The organism is Bacteroides sp. 2_2_4, assembly GCF_000157055.1.
Lineage (GTDB): Bacteria > Bacteroidota > Bacteroidia > Bacteroidales > Bacteroidaceae > Bacteroides > Bacteroides ovatus.
Genome location: NZ_EQ973359.1, coordinates 515,121 through 529,955 on the forward strand (window position 1 = coordinate 515,121; position 14,835 = coordinate 529,955).

The window sequence follows — 14,835 nt, forward strand, 5'->3', positions numbered from 1 at the left end:
AGGACCGAACAACATTTCTTTCTTGTATTCCTGAATATGAGTTCTCTGCCCAATTATAACTAATCTAAATGGCTTCATAATTTATCCCTAAACAAGTCCATTGCAAGATTCACCATATTCTCTTCTACTTGGTCATCCGTTCCGGTTACACCGTTAGCAATGTTCTTCTTTGTTTGAATCACATCATACATATACTTGTCAATAGTATCCTTACCTAAGAAGTAATAGCAGTTAACATTGTTCTTTTGACCGTTACGGTGTGCTCTATCTTCTGCCTGTTCGCAATCACTGAAAGTCCAAGGGAACTCTATAAAAGCAACACGACTGGCAGCAGTCAAAGTAAGCCCGGTACCACCCGATTTGAAATTCAGAATAATCAGTTTACAATCCGGATTATTTTGGAAAGAGTCAACGGCATATTGCTTTTGGTTGACACTATCGGAACCCGTTACAGTAACAGCTTTAGGAAATTCCTTTTTCAGTTCTGCTACAACTTCTTTCAAGTAACCGAAAAGTATCAGCTTCTCACCACCGTCGATAACATCATGGACAAATTCACAAACAGCCTTGATTTTACCTCTGGCAGATATCTGCTTTAAAAGCTGCATCTGCACCATAACGGCACCATTCATTGATTTCTGCACTTGTTCATCCGAAGCGTTCTTGTACTTCTTCAAGTATTTTACCATATCAGCCTCGGCAGCCTTATACTCTTTGGTGGTAGTGATATCAACTGTCAAGTATTGACGAGTCTTGTCCGGAAGTTGTGTAAGCACTTTTGACTTCTCACGACGAAAGAAGCAAGTATTCCATAGTCGCCAATTCAGCTCTTTAACGTTGGATGCCTGTTTGGGACCATCACAATATCTTTCAACATACCGGCTATAACCTCCAAAGTCCTCTAATCGACCTAATATTTTTAGCTGTTGTATCAAGTCTGTATTATTGTTAACAACAGGAGTACCGGTCAATGCGAATATATAACGTTTACCTTTGCAGATACCTTCAACATATTTGCTCTGTTGAGTTTTACTTGATTTGCATTTATGAGATTCGTCAATGATAACAGACCTAAACAGAGAGACACGCTGATCGAAAGCAATACTTTTCATTGTAAGCTTGGATTCCTTATTTACAGCTTTTACAAAAAATTTATTAAGCGATTCATAATTAGTAATGAACACCTCACAAAGTGGGCTGCCATCAGACTTTTTACACTCATAAAATGATTGCCAGGACTGTCGGTTTCTGTCATCAAGGATAATCGAATTCATACCTGCGAACTTCTTAAACTCACGCTGCCAGTTTACTTTCAACGCAGCAGGGCAAATTACAAGTACTGGAAAAGACTCACCATAAATGGGCGCTTCCTTATGTGCTTTAACAACTGCACATATGGCTTGCAATGTTTTACCTAATCCGGGCTGGTCACCGAAAAAACAGCGTTTGTGCTCTATTGCATACTGTACTCCTTCAAGTTGATACTCGTAAGGTTGAAGTAACATATAGTGTTCACCGACAAAAGGTTTCATCGGAGGAATATCATAATTAATATCTTCAGTTACCTCGCGTTCCTTGACAGTAGAACAATAACGCATCTGAACAGCCCATTGCGCAAAAGCTCTCACATACCAATTCGCATCACGTCCAATAGGATAACGCGTATCATTGATACTAACAAGCCACGCCCGGTCTGTTCCGTCATAGCGTGGCTTACTTGGTATCATCTTTATGACCTCGACCAACTTTGGGTGATACTCGAACTGAATCCGGTACAGATTGGGCGTCTTAGTCACATAAATTGGTTTCATGAAGCAGGTTCTAATACTAATTCATGATGTTCAACTGTTGAACATATCCCGTTATCTTCACCATCTTCATTCATTGCATCAGCAGCTTCATCAACCTTGTCAAACGGGTCCTCACCATCTTTAAATTCAAATTCCCTTTGAATCTCCGAACATTTATTCTCTGTAACATAAAGCTCTGCTTCATACAAGAAATTATAAACAGCATCACGAAACTCCTCACAATGCACATACGATTCATTGTCCGGATCGAAACCAATACCAGGAGAACAAAGATTAAGGACTTTGCTCGTCATAAGGGTTCGCTTACCTGTCAACACACAAACCTCAAAAGAAGAATCACCACCAATGCTAACGCCGGTTACATTGAACTTTTTGAAGAACTCATCTTCAAGACATGACTCTGGACGTTCCCAATTAATGTACTGGGATTCTTTCTGTTCTGTAATATCGACAATGTAAGGTATGAGCTTGTTTAGCGAATCCTTCAAATCCGGATGAACAGGATTAATCCCCTTGAAAACAATATCGTTTCCTTCCTTGTCTGCATAGACCACTTCAAGACATCCCTTTTTGGTCAATTTTGCTTTTGAAATATTCAAATCCATTTTAATTAAACTTTGAGTTAATACTTACCTATGCAGGTATTCATTAATAAAATCTTTATAGTACTGGTCAACAGGCAATGGCAAATTGATTCCTAATTCGGTGGCAGCATCAGCCTGAACCTTATCCATGAAAGTTTTCATTTGGATCGTATTCAATTTAGAAGTACTTCCAACAACCGAAACAATATTTCCATTCATACATATTTGCCGTGGAAGAAACTTTCGGCAATAGTAATCATGAACATCCAACTTATCCGTGCCTGTCTCCCTCTCAATACAGGCAAACCACAGCCACATGAGCGCGTTCTGCGACAGGGTACGTGGTTCTACCTTTCTCTTGATGCTTACAGTGTAAGTTCCATTTTTGAGCGTGGAACAGAGGTAGTCAAACGACTTATCCATTGTGACTACCCCATTTTGTTTTGTTAGAATAGCTTCTGCCATATTTAGAATGGTAAATCATCAGGCGGTGATACCTGTTGATATGGCTGTTGCTGATATGCAGGCTGCTGTACTTGTTGTTGCTGTCTCTGTGTAGGCTGTTGCGTTGGTAACGGTGGTGGTACAGGAGCAGCCTGTTGTTGAACTTTCGGTGTAAGCATCTCGATACTATCAACAAAGACTTCAGTTATGTAACGTTTAACTCCTTTGCTATCGTCATAGTTACGAGTGCGTAACTTACCTTCTATATACAACTTATCTCCTTTATGGACGTACTTCTCAACTATTTCAGCAGTCTTATTCCAAAAAATAAGATTATGCCATTCTGTACGTTCCGGCACCTGGGTTCCATTTTGTAAGGTGTACGCCTTATCTGTTGTGGCAAAAGATAAAGAAGCTACTTTCGCTCCACCGTCCAATGTTCTCACATCCGGGTCTTTACCGGCACGCCCTATAAGAATTACTTTATTAACACTCATTTTCCTTCCTCCCTTATAGTTACACGAATACTATCCGCTTTAGTTGATGTTTTTAAATATTGAGAATATAGTTCCGGGTGATCTTCCTGAAACTTCTTTGCATCAAAACTCTTACCCGTTGAAGAGGGAGTATAGCTAACACGCAACCGACCGACGTCCCATGATTTAACACCGTTCTCACGCATGGCACTTTTAAGCTGTTCCTTATAACCTTTCTGCACTTCAGCGATATAACTCGCCTGTTCCTCTATATCAATAATAGTATTTACTAATTGCATAGGAATAAGCTGCTTCTCATCGGCTGGAACAGGAGCATTAGGTAAGAACTGTTCACCTTTAATCTCACACTCCAGTAATCTCTTAACCTCTGCATCCGGCTTACGCTCAATCTCGACTAATTCCGACTTATCTCCACGTAACCAAATGCCAAACAGTTTATCAACTTTAATTAGTGGATTTTGAAGTTCAAACAAATAGGCATAGATTGATAGCTGCCAACTCAAATACTCACGGTCAAGGCTTGCAGTAGTCTTGATGTCGCCAAGACTGATTTTTTCGTCCTTTTCCCAAACACAATCAATATTCGATGCAAAATATTCATTGTCTGAAACAGTGTACTCATTGGCAAAAGCCTTATATCCGGCATTTACTCTTTCCCTGATATAATTAATAGCTTCAATACTCTCGGGTGGTAATCCTGTAACATCAGCAAACTGGCATTGTCCATGAATACGACTGCCTTTTTCAGCAGCTTTTTTCAATATGTATTCTGGAATATCCCTATACTTATTGGGAAATAGTTGCCGGCTTATCATTCCGGTAATACCTTTCAGTTGCTTTTCACCAAGAAAATATGTGTGGTTCTCTTCTGAGAAAACCACACTCGATTTAACCAACTCTATCATGATGCAGGATAAATTTTGCCCATTTCCATACAAGCATTTACAAACTCTTTATCATTTTGCATAGCTGGATTACCATACCATACTTTTTCAAGTTCAGCTCTGCTTTTGACAGCAAGCATGTCAGCAATAGCCTTTTTCAGTTGGGCACTAGTATAAACTGGATTCTTCATACTAGCCGGTGTTTTTGCAGGCTGTTGTGCGTCTTCTTTATCGTGAGTGTTAGTTGCATCACTGTCTTTTGTATCATCAATGCAAAATAGACCGTTAAGAGCATACTTTCTTGCATAAGAAGATGAGGCTCCGGTAATTTGGCTGCCATCCATTCCCTTCTTTGTTTCCTCTTCTCTCGCAAAAGCAGTCACTATTTCTTTTTCCCCTTTTTCGTTGGTTAAAGTGGCAGTTGCTTTTACATAAATTCTATTGCCTACTGGCACCATCTCATCACTGAGAGTTAACGAACACTTTGTTTCAGTCAGAATAGGTTTCACTGACTCAAGAATATCCTCACAACTACGGTATTTGTAACTACCGAACTTATTAAATTGCCCTTTCGGGGCTTTCAGCTTTTGCTGAATGGTTACTAATTCTTTCATAATTCTGAATTAATGGTTTGACTTTTAGTTTATTACATCAGTAAAGGTAATCGTTATTGACAAGTTTAGCAAACAGAAACTTCGCCATTTTAACGCCATTTTCAGGTAGTTAAAAACTGCCTGTACGGTATTGTACAGGCAGAAAATAAGAAAATGAATAATCCAATGTACCTTATGGAACGGCTACGCTTGAAGGGTGTACGGCTCCCTGATTTATACATAATGTAAATGCTAGTGGACGGAACCGGAGTCGAACCGGTCTCACGGAATATTGGTGCACCTCACCGCAGTTTCAGCCAACGATATACATATCCGCCCGATTAATTAAAAAGGTGCACTATCTTCACAGACCATACACCCCAATCACAAACACAAAACAAAACTCATGAACTACTATAATTTAATAGGATCAGAAATGTGAATGGCGTGGGGCTCGAACCCACATCACGCATACCTGCGTATGCTGCCAATTACACCAGCCATCCGTTTTAAGTGAACTATTCTCACGAACCATTCACCTATAACACAAACACAAAATAAAACACGACATTAACTATTAAATAGCACTCTCACGAGCTTCTTGCTTCCGGATAGCCGTTCAAAGCACACCGGAATAGTATAGAACAATTAAAACTCAAATAACAGGGGCTTTAACCCTACAGCGTCCTTTTCGCTGGCAACATTAGTTAAACATAAAAAGAAAAATTCTTTGTGAAGGAACCCGGACTCGAACCGGGATGATAGATTACCTATGTATGACTTTCTTCAATCTATCTGCATACTTGTGTCTACCAATTCCGCCATTCCTTCAATTCGTAGCCAGACGATTCTGGCTACATTGATTGATTGTTATTGATACAAACATAATTTTCCCCCTCACGGGTTACTTAACTCTGATTGAGTTGAGCCGGGAAACGGATTCGAACCGCTGACCTCATGTAACGACTTCTAGTACACCGTTGGAAACATACTCATTATTCTGAAAGGCTTCAGAACGCCTATAATTTTCTGTTTTTCTCCCAAGAATGTACGCCATGCGCTCTAACCAACTGAGCTACCCCGACAAGTGCCCGGCGAACCGGGCTAAATAAACATGACAAATACTAAAATTAAGCAATGCAGACCTTCACAGGCTATTTTTATATTCTTCTCCTTTCCTCATAGTCGAATCTCACAGCCAATAATGCAACGACTATAAAGAATATGATATACGACCAGGTAATATCACTTTTCGTTGCTTCGATTCCCCCACCTATATACATAGCTACCAATATGGCAACTACTGTAAAAATGTTATGAATGAATTTTATTTTTTTCATCTCTTCCGCTTTTTAGATTTGACTTTCCTTCTCGCACATCGGCAATGCAGTAATACTTGAGCAGCATTACAATGCCATTTGCCATTTTGAACATTAGTGGGCTTATCACTTTCAATCTTACCCGCTTCTATAAGATTCATCAGTTTCTTTTCCCCACCTACATAATACGCAGACTTATCTTTTCCAAACGTTTCTGTAGAAAACAGACGGAGAATATTATCTAGCAATATTTCAGCCATTTCACCTCTAATAGTTTCCATAAGCTTTAATTACTTACTCAACTCGTGTGACTGTGACAATACCGCTGTTCCTATCAGACTTAATACCCCATTTTTTATCAGGCTCCTTCTCCTTTAGCCTGTAAGAAGTCAGATTCAAAAGATACGCCCTTTTGGAAATGGGAAAGTCTTTTTTGTCATCAATCTCCATTTCACGGAGAATGCACATAATACTCTTTTCTTTTTCCATACTGATTGATTTTAAAATAAAAGCTCCCCCGAACCAATTCGATCGGCAGCATCACGCTTTATTCGGAGGATTTACTTAACTTTGGGGTGTACAATCAAAAATTAAGTGAAGAAATTTATTTATCATCTCTCTTTTTATCTCGATTAAACCCGACTTTACAATCTGCATAATCCCAAAAAGCTTTCTGTATCATAGCAGGAAGCTTTTCGGCTACTACTTTAGCTGATTTTATCGGCATATTCTCTACACGTAAAGAGAATGTGGCATCTTCCAAATTCTCATTCCTATCGTTTTTAATTGTTACTTGAATCATTTGATTATTAATTGATTAATAAATTTCCCCCGTTCCAAGATTATTCGCTAATAAAAAAGGAACGGGGGATTTTCTTATTTTTGAAGTGTCAAATCAAAAAACAAGAAAATATGAATAATGAAGAAAAAGTAGTTTCATACTACAAAGAAACTTTAGAGAAAAAAATCGAATGGACTTTCAGACTCCAAAGCACTCTGTTGACTGTTGCATCCGCTACTTTTGCTGTACTTGTCTCTTTAAGCAATCTTTCAACCAACAACGCTTGCAGTCGAATTTTACTATTGGTGGTAATATGTTCAAACGCACTATCCATCCTTTTTTCGTGTATAACCATATACGAGAATCGAGCAATGAGCAACGTGATGATACGCAACGCTCAAAAACGGGTAGAAGAATATATCCTCTATAGCTTATACAATTCCAAAATGACCGCAACGCCAGCCGTACCACGCAAGATATTCTTCGCAATTTGTGAATCAATTTCCTATATTTCATTTCTATTCTTTATTATTAGTTTAACAGCCTATGCAATTTATAAGATATACACGCAGTTGTAACGTCAATTAAACACTGAAGTGATGAACGGATTCGAACCGCCGACCTCTGCTTGTGGTGCTCTTCCGTTAAGCTAAGAGTATTTCTTGAGAGACTCGAACTCTCAACCATCCACCACACACAGCGCTCTAACCTGCCTGAGCTACATCACCTTTATATACATAAAGCAAATACCTCGATTTGCCGACAAACGTCTAACTGATTTAGTTTTACAACGATACGGCTTGACCATTAACCACAGCATTATATCGTTGAGAAGCCCGCCTACGTCAGTAATCCCTTTCGGCACGTGTCGGCTTCCAAAACACCATTTTACCAATATGTCAAAGAACTCTTCTCTGTTGTTCCCAGTCTCCTTTCAAAGGCAGGCTCAAAGACCGGACTGGGTACCGGATAACCGGCGGTTTGGTTTGACTTTAGTGAGGGTTAGAGAATACTTTGGTTGTTCTTCAAAACTATATCCATTAAGTTTCTTTGCGATTCAATAAATTTCTTCAAATCATCACATTGGGAAACTTTCTCTCTATAAAATCCACGTTCTGATTCTAAATCTCGTTTGAGTTTTTCATTTTCACCTCTCAAAGAGTTGATCAACGCGTCTCGTTCTTCAATCACAGCTTCATATTTGTCTCGCTGTATTTCTAGTTCGGTTCTTTTATCCATTGTTGTATAATTTGATTAATCTCCGACGTAATGTGCACCGTAATGAGTACTATTTGGGTTGTAGTAAGCGGAAGTAGGTATATTAAGATTATTGTACCCCTCATGCCTTGTAGCTTTAGCCGCTTTACTCATTACCTCGTTTCTTTCTGATAAGAATTTATCCGTTCTTGCTTTCATGGCTTCCTGTGAGAAATTTTCTTGAAGTTTAGCAAGTCTCCAGGTAGCTTTCAGAACCTCTCCAAAAGTTTTTCCCTGCTTCTTGCCTGAATATTTATAGGTTCTATGAGCATTTCTCATTATTTCGGATAAATCAAATCTTTTCATATCTGTCACATTTATTGAGTTTCACATTTGTTTTATCAATCATTTTTTATACTTTTGGAGTATTGATTGATTGATGATGCAAATATATCCTCAAATGTGGATATATAAAAATTTAAAACCTATTTTATATCCCCATTTGTGGATATTTAACTTTTGATTGATTATGATAAACAGAATTAAAGAAGTAATAACCTATTCAGGGCTATCAGAGAGGGGATTTGCTATTAAGTGTGGATTAAAGCCCACAACTATTAATAATCAACTGATAGGAAAAAGAGAAATTAGCCTTGCAACAATAATAGCAATTTCATCCTCATTTGAGGAAATTTCCGCTGAATGGTTGTTAAGAGGAACAGGTTCCATGCTCATTCAAAAAGAAGAAACAGAACCAGGAATGGACAAATTGAAAAGTATTGTATATACCATAGCCAATTTGCAGGATGAAATCAATGAAAAGACAGTACTTACTCAACGCCTTTTGGAAGAAAACCAAAAATTAAAGGGTGAACTGGCTATGTTGAAGAATGAACGAAATATAGGATAAGCCGTGAAAAGGACATATTATACTATAGTACTCAAAATAGCATTTGTAATCACTTACTTTATAGTACTGTTTAACTATCCAATAACAACAGTTATTATAAGCTTGATTCTTATTGCACTATACTATAAATTCAAGCCAAACTGACAGACCGGATAAGTGGGTAGATGGATATACAAAAAAGGATGGAACCTATGTAAACGGTCACTGGAAAAGAAAAAGAAATAAATAAAATAAATACAAAATGAAGAAAATCACATTAGTTTCATTTGCATTGTAAATTAATAAAATAAACCTCATCATTATCAAAAACAGTAGTTCTTAGCATACTTTAGAACTCTAAAAACACTGAATAATCACATATAAATAATCAATATCATGGAGCAGACAAAAGAAAGTAAAAGAATCATTGGCGGAAAAATGTATGTTATAAACATCAAGTCTAGATACGAACAAACGCCACAAAAATATGTTAAATTATTTGAGCAACTATATGCTAAAGATCCCCTCATATTATTACATAGTAATAGATATATCAGTATAAAACAGCTTCTTAAAAGCGAATATTTAGAGGATGACGGTACCCCAAGAATGCTATTAATCAAATTAATTTCATATGATATTCTTAATCCAGATGCTTTTTATGATAAAAAAACGAAAACACAGGTAAAGATTGACATTAATCCTGATATTGTTGCTAACCTAAAAGAGGTAGAGCTATATTTTATCCCTAAAGTGCACCGATTAATAGTCAGCATAAGCTCTAAAATCGGTATAAATCAAGTGATGAAATATCTTACCCATAGTTTTGCAGAAACAGCTAGTAATGGAGCTGTTGATATTAATATAGAGAAAAGTAGAGATATCATCACAAGAGTTTTAAACGCACATAAAATATTTTTAATTGATGCAGATATAACTTTTTCAAATAAAGATTTTACAGAAGGATTTATTGCAAAGTTTGACAAAAAAATAAAAGATGCAAGACCAAGAAATGTTAAATTCAAAATGGAAGGAACAGACGAAGAGCCTCTTAAAAAAGAAGAAGATGGAATAATCGAAGCAATAGTCAACATGTCACGTAGTAACGGTACAATGATAGCTAGAGTACAAGAAAAAGAAAATGGAAAACCGATCAAGATTGATACAAAAGATTATCCTATGAGAATAGAAATTAAAGATACAGAAAAAAATTATTTTAATAAGATATACACAGAATTATGTAGTATATTTGGGCATAATCAATAACTAGAATCATGAATGCTAAAGATGAATTTGGATGGAGAAGTATTTTTAAAGTATATACTAGTAAAGATATTTTAAAAGATTCTTTAGTACCAATACTTCTCTCTATTTCGATGATTATTATAGGTAACTTTAGTGATATCCCATCATATCAGTCATTAAGTACAATCATAGACTTATGTATTGGAATTATCCCTACCATTGTCTCACTCGTATTAGCTGCATATGCCATTTTATTATCTATATATTGCTCTAATCTACTAAATGATTTAAAAGATGATGAAGGAATAAAACTACTCTCTGGACTAAATTCCTCATTTGTAGTATGTATGATTATTATGTTTATTGGTATTTTTTTTAGTATTATATTTAAATATATACATAGTCTAAACATCCAATTTTTATATAGCGATTATGTTAATAATACAGCATCATTCTTGTTACTTTACCTTCTATTATATTCTATATGGTCCATGAAGGATATAGTTATAAACATATATAATTTAAGCAAGGCTGCATTACTTTCTTAAAATACAGTTCTGTTCAAAGAAAATGTGGAAAAAAGTAATCATATTCTCTTCTTCCATTCCCATGGTTTGGGAGAAGAAATATAGTCGACAGGAATTCCTTTTTCGGATAAGATCCTTTGCAAATGCCAAACAAGTGCTTCATCAGTAACATTTTTTTCGCCTGTAAGGTATCTTATCTGGTAAACGATTCCTTCCAATGAGGCTTTTGAAATAGGCTTTATTCTCTTGAACATACGATAATCAATTCTAGTGATGCGCAAATATAATATTTAAAGTAATATAAAACATGAAACTCAAAAATCTTGATAGTACATAAAACAGCAAATGGTCGAATTATGGTCGAACCATAAAAAAAAGCAGGACTATATAATTGATATACAGAATATACAACTAGATTTCCAAAAATGTGTCTAGTTTAGTTTTTGTGTTGATAGCTCCCTCGTCGGCGGACGAACTAGGGAGCTATTTTTATATATTACAGGAATATTATTGCACAAAATATACATATTTTCCATAACTTTGCAGCGATAAAGTCTCACACAAATGGAATATAGCGTAGAAGAACTAAAAAATGCATTAATTGAGAGATGCGAAAAAGAGGGTATTCTATATGCAACGGTGGCAATGGATAGACGTACCAAAGAGATGATTCTTCCTGATACTTTAGAAGGAGCCCTGAAACATCCGGAATACTTTGTATGTACCTGCAGGAGAGTGAAAGATCAATATATAGTGGAGGAGATTACCAAAGTGTAATCCTCCTCCAATCTTTTATTCTTATTTTTCTTTTTTTATTCGCCCAATTCTCCCAGCAAATCGTAGGAAGGAGCAAAGAAAAGCGTTCCTGTTACAGCTGTGCTGAAGTCAAGCAAACGATCGGTATTCCCTACCGGATTGCCGATGAACATACTTTCCAACATCTGCCGGGTCGTACTGAACGTACTTGCATAACCGATGAAGTATGTGCCATATTCTCCCTTAGACGTATTGGCAAACGGCATGTTGGCACGTACAATTTTCAGGTCATCACCAATATTAGTGACGGCATTATGCGCATTTTGAGGTTTCTCCTCGTCAGACAGCTCGACATCGTTAAACTTACGACGACCGATCACTTTCTCCTGTTCTTCCACAGGCAGAGCGTTCCATGCAACCATATCGTGAATGTACTTCTGTACAAAAACATAACTTCCTCCTGCAAAATCAGCATCCTCCTCTCCTACCACCGCAAAATGATAAGGATTCTCATCAACTGCCGGATTCTCTGTTCCGTCTACAAAGCCGATAATAGCCTTGCCGTCCATATATCTGAAACCGTGAGTTTCATCGACAGGTTCAACTACGCCCTGGAGCTTCTCGTCAATGATGGAAGCAAACTCAAAACACAACCCCATCTGTTTTGCACGGATATGAAACAAGATGTCGCCCGGAGTAGAGACTGCCGTGTGCTTTCCGCCTTTGATCTCTTCAAAAGTGTTCAGTTCTTTCGGCTTTCCCTTTTCCGGGAAAAGACGGCTCCAGGCATCGGCGCCAAAGCCCATCGTACAACTGAACATCAGTTCGGGGAAACGATTACGCATGCTGCGAATCATGCCCGAGAAATTAGCGCATACATCTTTTACTTTATCAAGAGTTTCGGGAGTATCTTTTAGAGTATAAACAATAAAAATGACATTTTCACCTTGTTTCCCGGCTACGTCCTGCGGGATATTACCTCCAAATGAATTTTGATAAGGATTCATATTTTTCTTTTTTTCTGTTAGTTTCGTCAACGAAACAGTTCTAATTCATTTTTTTATTACTATCGTCAATATATGCGGCAGCCGCTTTATCCACAAATAGCTCTACATTCTGCGCGTGATGAGCTATATAGGCTGCGGGACCAGTGTCTCCCGAATTACAGATTTCTTCTACTACGTCGACTTTATTTTTTCCGGTAATCAGGAAAATGACATAGCGGGCATTCTGAATGGGGTATCCCGTCATTGCGATGCGCTTCTGCCCGTTACGGGGATGGGCGCTGACTACATAAATAGAGTTTGAAGTCAGCAAATCTTCTTGTCCGGGAAAGATGGAAGACGTGTGTCCGTCGTCTCCGGCCCCCAACAGTACAATATCAAATTCGGGCCAGCCACGCTTTTGCGGCACTTGCTGCCGGACTAACTCCGAATAGCGAACCGCTTCTTTCGCAGGCTTCGCCTCTCCACGAATACGGAATACATTTTCATACAAAATAGGAGTCAAACCCAAAAGAAGGTTGCGCATCATTCCGTAATTACTGTCCGAATCATCGGGAGGCACACAACGTTCATCCACCCAATAAATCCGCATACGATCCCACGGGGTAATTTCCATGTATTCATTCGCCCACAAATCGAACATCAGAGCAGGTGTGTTGCCACCGCTGACTGCGATATTGAACACTCTGTCCGGCTCTTCATTCATGATTTCCACCAAGCGGAGTATCAATGCTCGTGAAGTTTCAATAGATGAGGGAAAAACTGATAGTTTCATAATTCACAATATTGATCTGTATTCGTCAAATTCTTACAAGGATTCGTCCAGTCGGCCCCATGTTCATGCATCATCGCTTCGCTTTCCAAAGGTCCCCACGTACCTGCGGGATAACCGTAGAGAGGTGCGTCGGGGTTGTCTTTCCAATAACAGAGTACCGGATCGAAAAATTTCCATGAGGCTTCTACTGCGTCACTTCGAGTAAATAAAGTCGGATCACCCTGGATGCAGTCGTCTATCAGACGGGCATAAGCGTCGCCACTGGGTACGCCGCCCAACTGCGCATAACTGAAATCCATCGTCACCTGGCGCACTTCAAAACCTGCGCCGGGGACTTTCATTCCGATTTTGAGCACTATTCCTTCATTCGGTTGCAAACGAAGAATCAATTTATTAGCCCGCGGACAGTTGCCACCGGCACAATGAAACATCTGATGAGGTGTCTCACGGAAATGAACGACGATTTCCGTTACTTTCGTCGGCATTTGTTTACCTGTACGAATGTAGAACGGAACGCCACTCCAGCGCCAGTTGCTAATGCCCAGTTTCATGGCAATATAAGTATCCGTGCGCGAATCGGGAGCCACTCCTTTTTCTTCACGGTAGCCTTTTTTATTGCCGGAGGCTGTATATTGTCCACGAACGATATGTTCGTTCAAATCCACTTCATTCAACGGGGTGAGAGATTCGTAGACCTTCACCACTTCGTTGCGGAAATTGTCAGCATTGAAAACAGCGGGCGGTTCCATAGCCGTAAGGGCTACGAGCTGGATCAGGTGATTTTGCACCATATCCCGCAGTGCACCTGCCGTTTCATAGAATCCGCCACGTTGTTCGATACCCAGATTTTCTACGGCTGTGATTTCTACGTAGTCGATATAGTTACGGTTCCAGAGAGGTTCGAAGATACCGTTGGCAAAACGGAAAGCCAGTACATTCTGGGCTGTTTCCTTACCAAGAAAATGGTCGATACGGTAAATTTGATGCTCATTGAAAACAGAAGCATACGTTTTATTCAGTTCACGTGCCGATTCGAGATCATAACCGAAAGGTTTCTCGACGATGATACGTGAATGGGGGGTGTTGAGTCCGGCAGCTTTGAGGTACAAGGGCACTACTCCGTACAGTGACGGCGGAGTGGCTAGGTAGAACAGCAGGTTGTCCGGGTCTACCTCACCAGTCAAGTCGACCAGACGTTGGCGGAGTTGCGGGTAACCTTCTTCTTTTGCCGGGTCCATCGGTAAATAGTAAAGATGGGAGACAAACGAAGCCATCAGAGCTGTGTCCTGTTCTTCGGACTTTACGAACTGTTGCAGTTCTTCTAATATATAGGAACGGTAGTTATCGTCAGAGTAGACCGTACGCCCGATACCCAATATAGAATACTCTCCGGTCAACCGCTTTTCACGGTAGAGGGAGTAAAGAGCGGGCATCAGCTTACGCTTGGTCAGATCACCCGACGCACCGAAAATTATCATTGCAAATTTATCCATTTTTCAAGAGTTGTTTTAATTTCTGTTTTGAGATGG

20 protein-coding genes and 4 tRNA genes are annotated in these 14,835 nt (G+C 38.8%); 4 read left to right on the forward strand and 20 right to left on the reverse strand.

Translation table 11 applies throughout. The features are described 5' to 3' along the window. Nucleotides 1-74 precede the first annotated feature (74 nt). The 16 genes from BSCG_RS14840 to BSCG_RS14785 form a co-directional block, all read right to left on the reverse strand. Nucleotides 75-1,811, reverse strand: a complete 1,737-nt coding sequence (locus BSCG_RS14840; protein WP_008775942.1) for a DEAD/DEAH box helicase — start codon at nt 1,809-1,811, stop codon at nt 75-77. Further along, a complete protein-coding gene (locus BSCG_RS14835; protein WP_004311529.1) occupies nt 1,808-2,416 on the reverse strand; it encodes a hypothetical protein in 609 nt (202 codons plus the stop codon). The genes BSCG_RS14840 and BSCG_RS14835 overlap by 4 nt, the downstream gene beginning before the upstream one ends. Nucleotides 2,417-2,440: 24 nt before the next feature. Continuing rightward, on the reverse strand, nt 2,441-2,860 hold the full coding sequence (locus BSCG_RS14830) for a hypothetical protein (RefSeq protein ID WP_004311528.1): 420 nt from the start codon (nt 2,858-2,860) through the stop codon (nt 2,441-2,443). A gap of 2 nt (nt 2,861-2,862) precedes the next feature. After that, nucleotides 2,863-3,336: a single-stranded DNA-binding protein gene (locus BSCG_RS14825; protein ID WP_008775943.1), complete on the reverse strand. Its 474-nt coding sequence runs from the start codon at nt 3,334-3,336 to the stop codon at nt 2,863-2,865. Further along, the gene (locus tag BSCG_RS14820; RefSeq protein WP_008775944.1) at nt 3,333-4,241 is read right to left on the reverse strand and encodes a hypothetical protein; all 909 of its coding nucleotides are present in this window, start codon (nt 4,239-4,241) and stop codon (nt 3,333-3,335) included. Before BSCG_RS14820 ends, BSCG_RS14825 begins: the two co-directional genes overlap by 4 nt. Further along, the gene (locus BSCG_RS14815; RefSeq protein WP_008775945.1) at nt 4,238-4,834 is read right to left on the reverse strand and encodes an ERF family protein; all 597 of its coding nucleotides are present in this window, start codon (nt 4,832-4,834) and stop codon (nt 4,238-4,240) included. Before BSCG_RS14815 ends, BSCG_RS14820 begins: the two co-directional genes overlap by 4 nt. 235 nt (nt 4,835-5,069) lie before the next feature. Further along, nucleotides 5,070-5,152: transfer RNA gene (locus BSCG_RS29970), tRNA-OTHER, on the reverse strand. Nucleotides 5,153-5,252: 100 nt separating this feature from the next. Further along, nucleotides 5,253-5,319: transfer RNA gene (locus BSCG_RS29975), tRNA-OTHER, on the reverse strand. 227 nt (nt 5,320-5,546) lie between these two features. Further along, nucleotides 5,547-5,644, reverse strand: a tRNA-OTHER gene (locus tag BSCG_RS29980). Between the two features lie 329 nt (nt 5,645-5,973). Continuing rightward, on the reverse strand, nt 5,974-6,153 hold the full coding sequence (locus BSCG_RS14810; RefSeq protein ID WP_008775946.1) for a hypothetical protein: 180 nt from the start codon (nt 6,151-6,153) through the stop codon (nt 5,974-5,976). Beyond that, nucleotides 6,150-6,413, reverse strand: coding sequence for a hypothetical protein (locus BSCG_RS14805; RefSeq protein WP_008775947.1), 264 nt, complete (start codon nt 6,411-6,413; stop codon nt 6,150-6,152). Before BSCG_RS14805 ends, BSCG_RS14810 begins: the two co-directional genes overlap by 4 nt. Nucleotides 6,414-6,426: 13 nt before the next feature. After that, a complete protein-coding gene (locus tag BSCG_RS14800) occupies nt 6,427-6,621 on the reverse strand; it encodes a hypothetical protein (protein ID WP_008775948.1) in 195 nt (64 codons plus the stop codon). A 115-nt stretch (nt 6,622-6,736) separates the two neighbouring features. Further along, entirely contained in the window at nt 6,737-6,934 is a 198-nt protein-coding gene (locus tag BSCG_RS14795) for a hypothetical protein (protein ID WP_008775949.1), read from the reverse strand. Between the two features lie 573 nt (nt 6,935-7,507). After that, a tRNA-OTHER gene (locus tag BSCG_RS29985) sits at nt 7,508-7,641 on the reverse strand. Between the two features lie 274 nt (nt 7,642-7,915). Next, the gene (locus BSCG_RS14790; RefSeq protein WP_008775951.1) at nt 7,916-8,152 is read right to left on the reverse strand and encodes a hypothetical protein; all 237 of its coding nucleotides are present in this window, start codon (nt 8,150-8,152) and stop codon (nt 7,916-7,918) included. Nucleotides 8,153-8,167: 15 nt separating this feature from the next. Beyond that, nucleotides 8,168-8,476, reverse strand: coding sequence for a hypothetical protein (locus tag BSCG_RS14785; RefSeq protein WP_175285323.1), 309 nt, complete (start codon nt 8,474-8,476; stop codon nt 8,168-8,170). A gap of 163 nt (nt 8,477-8,639) precedes the next feature. On the opposite strand from BSCG_RS14785, the gene BSCG_RS29990 reads away from it, so the two are divergent. The 3 genes from BSCG_RS29990 (at nt 8,640) to BSCG_RS14770 (ending at nt 10,792) form a co-directional block, all read left to right on the forward strand. Next, on the forward strand, nt 8,640-9,020 hold the full coding sequence (locus BSCG_RS29990; protein ID WP_008775953.1) for a helix-turn-helix domain-containing protein: 381 nt from the start codon (nt 8,640-8,642) through the stop codon (nt 9,018-9,020). Between the two features lie 375 nt (nt 9,021-9,395). After that, complete coding sequence (locus BSCG_RS14775) at nt 9,396-10,265, forward strand: DUF4747 family protein (RefSeq protein ID WP_008775954.1); 870 nt, start codon at nt 9,396-9,398, stop codon at nt 10,263-10,265. Nucleotides 10,266-10,273: 8 nt separating this feature from the next. Then, entirely contained in the window at nt 10,274-10,792 is a 519-nt protein-coding gene (locus BSCG_RS14770) for a hypothetical protein (RefSeq protein WP_008775955.1), read from the forward strand. A gap of 38 nt (nt 10,793-10,830) precedes the next feature. Here BSCG_RS14770 and BSCG_RS14765 read toward each other — a convergent pair whose 3' ends face one another. Beyond that, nucleotides 10,831-11,025 carry a hypothetical protein gene (locus tag BSCG_RS14765; protein WP_032849497.1) on the reverse strand — a complete coding sequence of 65 codons (195 nt, stop codon included), beginning with the start codon at nt 11,023-11,025 and terminating at the stop codon, nt 10,831-10,833. Nucleotides 11,026-11,335: 310 nt separating this feature from the next. Here BSCG_RS14765 and BSCG_RS14760 point away from each other — a divergent pair, with 310 nt between their 5' ends. Continuing rightward, nucleotides 11,336-11,548, forward strand: coding sequence for a hypothetical protein (locus BSCG_RS14760; protein WP_004314093.1), 213 nt, complete (start codon nt 11,336-11,338; stop codon nt 11,546-11,548). Between the two features lie 35 nt (nt 11,549-11,583). On the opposite strand, the gene BSCG_RS14755 is transcribed toward BSCG_RS14760, so the two are convergent. Genes BSCG_RS14755 through zwf form a run of 3 tightly spaced genes read right to left on the reverse strand, consistent with a single transcriptional unit; the run spans nt 11,584 to nt 14,799 of the window. Continuing rightward, nucleotides 11,584-12,534 (reverse strand): Dyp-type peroxidase, encoded by a 951-nt coding sequence (locus BSCG_RS14755; protein ID WP_008022078.1) that lies wholly within the window; start codon nt 12,532-12,534, stop codon nt 11,584-11,586. Nucleotides 12,535-12,574: 40 nt separating this feature from the next. After that, a complete protein-coding gene (gene pgl / locus BSCG_RS14750; protein WP_008643902.1) occupies nt 12,575-13,306 on the reverse strand; it encodes a 6-phosphogluconolactonase in 732 nt (243 codons plus the stop codon). Beyond that, entirely contained in the window at nt 13,303-14,799 is a 1,497-nt protein-coding gene (gene zwf / locus BSCG_RS14745; RefSeq protein WP_008775957.1) for a glucose-6-phosphate dehydrogenase, read from the reverse strand. Before zwf ends, pgl begins: the two co-directional genes overlap by 4 nt. Nucleotides 14,800-14,835 lie beyond the last annotated feature (36 nt).

Bases quoted from the DNA above. Each gene is read 5' to 3' on its own strand.
- BSCG_RS14795 (WP_008775949.1), bottom strand. From the start codon at position 6,934: ATGATTCAAGTAACAATTAAAAACGATAGGAATGAGAATTTGGAAGAT.
- BSCG_RS14825 (WP_008775943.1), bottom strand. From the start codon at position 3,336: ATGAGTGTTAATAAAGTAATTCTTATAGGGCGTGCCGGTAAAGACCCG.
- BSCG_RS14820 (WP_008775944.1), bottom strand. From the start codon at position 4,241: ATGATAGAGTTGGTTAAATCGAGTGTGGTTTTCTCAGAAGAGAACCAC.
- BSCG_RS14760 (WP_004314093.1), top strand. From the start codon at position 11,336: ATGGAATATAGCGTAGAAGAACTAAAAAATGCATTAATTGAGAGATGC.
- BSCG_RS14755 (WP_008022078.1), bottom strand. From the start codon at position 12,534: ATGAATCCTTATCAAAATTCATTTGGAGGTAATATCCCGCAGGACGTA.
- BSCG_RS14785 (WP_175285323.1), bottom strand. From the start codon at position 8,476: ATGAAAAGATTTGATTTATCCGAAATAATGAGAAATGCTCATAGAACC.
- BSCG_RS14810 (WP_008775946.1), bottom strand. From the start codon at position 6,153: ATGAAAAAAATAAAATTCATTCATAACATTTTTACAGTAGTTGCCATA.
- BSCG_RS14835 (WP_004311529.1), bottom strand. From the start codon at position 2,416: ATGGATTTGAATATTTCAAAAGCAAAATTGACCAAAAAGGGATGTCTT.
- BSCG_RS14765 (WP_032849497.1), bottom strand. From the start codon at position 11,025: ATGTTCAAGAGAATAAAGCCTATTTCAAAAGCCTCATTGGAAGGAATC.
- BSCG_RS14840 (WP_008775942.1), bottom strand. From the start codon at position 1,811: ATGAAACCAATTTATGTGACTAAGACGCCCAATCTGTACCGGATTCAG.
- BSCG_RS29990 (WP_008775953.1), top strand. From the start codon at position 8,640: ATGATAAACAGAATTAAAGAAGTAATAACCTATTCAGGGCTATCAGAG.
- BSCG_RS14790 (WP_008775951.1), bottom strand. From the start codon at position 8,152: ATGGATAAAAGAACCGAACTAGAAATACAGCGAGACAAATATGAAGCT.
- BSCG_RS14805 (WP_008775947.1), bottom strand. From the start codon at position 6,413: ATGGAAACTATTAGAGGTGAAATGGCTGAAATATTGCTAGATAATATT.
- BSCG_RS14800 (WP_008775948.1), bottom strand. From the start codon at position 6,621: ATGGAAAAAGAAAAGAGTATTATGTGCATTCTCCGTGAAATGGAGATT.
- BSCG_RS14775 (WP_008775954.1), top strand. From the start codon at position 9,396: ATGGAGCAGACAAAAGAAAGTAAAAGAATCATTGGCGGAAAAATGTAT.
- BSCG_RS14770 (WP_008775955.1), top strand. From the start codon at position 10,274: ATGAATGCTAAAGATGAATTTGGATGGAGAAGTATTTTTAAAGTATAT.
- BSCG_RS14815 (WP_008775945.1), bottom strand. From the start codon at position 4,834: ATGAAAGAATTAGTAACCATTCAGCAAAAGCTGAAAGCCCCGAAAGGG.
- BSCG_RS14830 (WP_004311528.1), bottom strand. From the start codon at position 2,860: ATGGCAGAAGCTATTCTAACAAAACAAAATGGGGTAGTCACAATGGAT.
- zwf (WP_008775957.1), bottom strand. From the start codon at position 14,799: ATGGATAAATTTGCAATGATAATTTTCGGTGCGTCGGGTGATCTGACC.
- pgl (WP_008643902.1), bottom strand. From the start codon at position 13,306: ATGAAACTATCAGTTTTTCCCTCATCTATTGAAACTTCACGAGCATTG.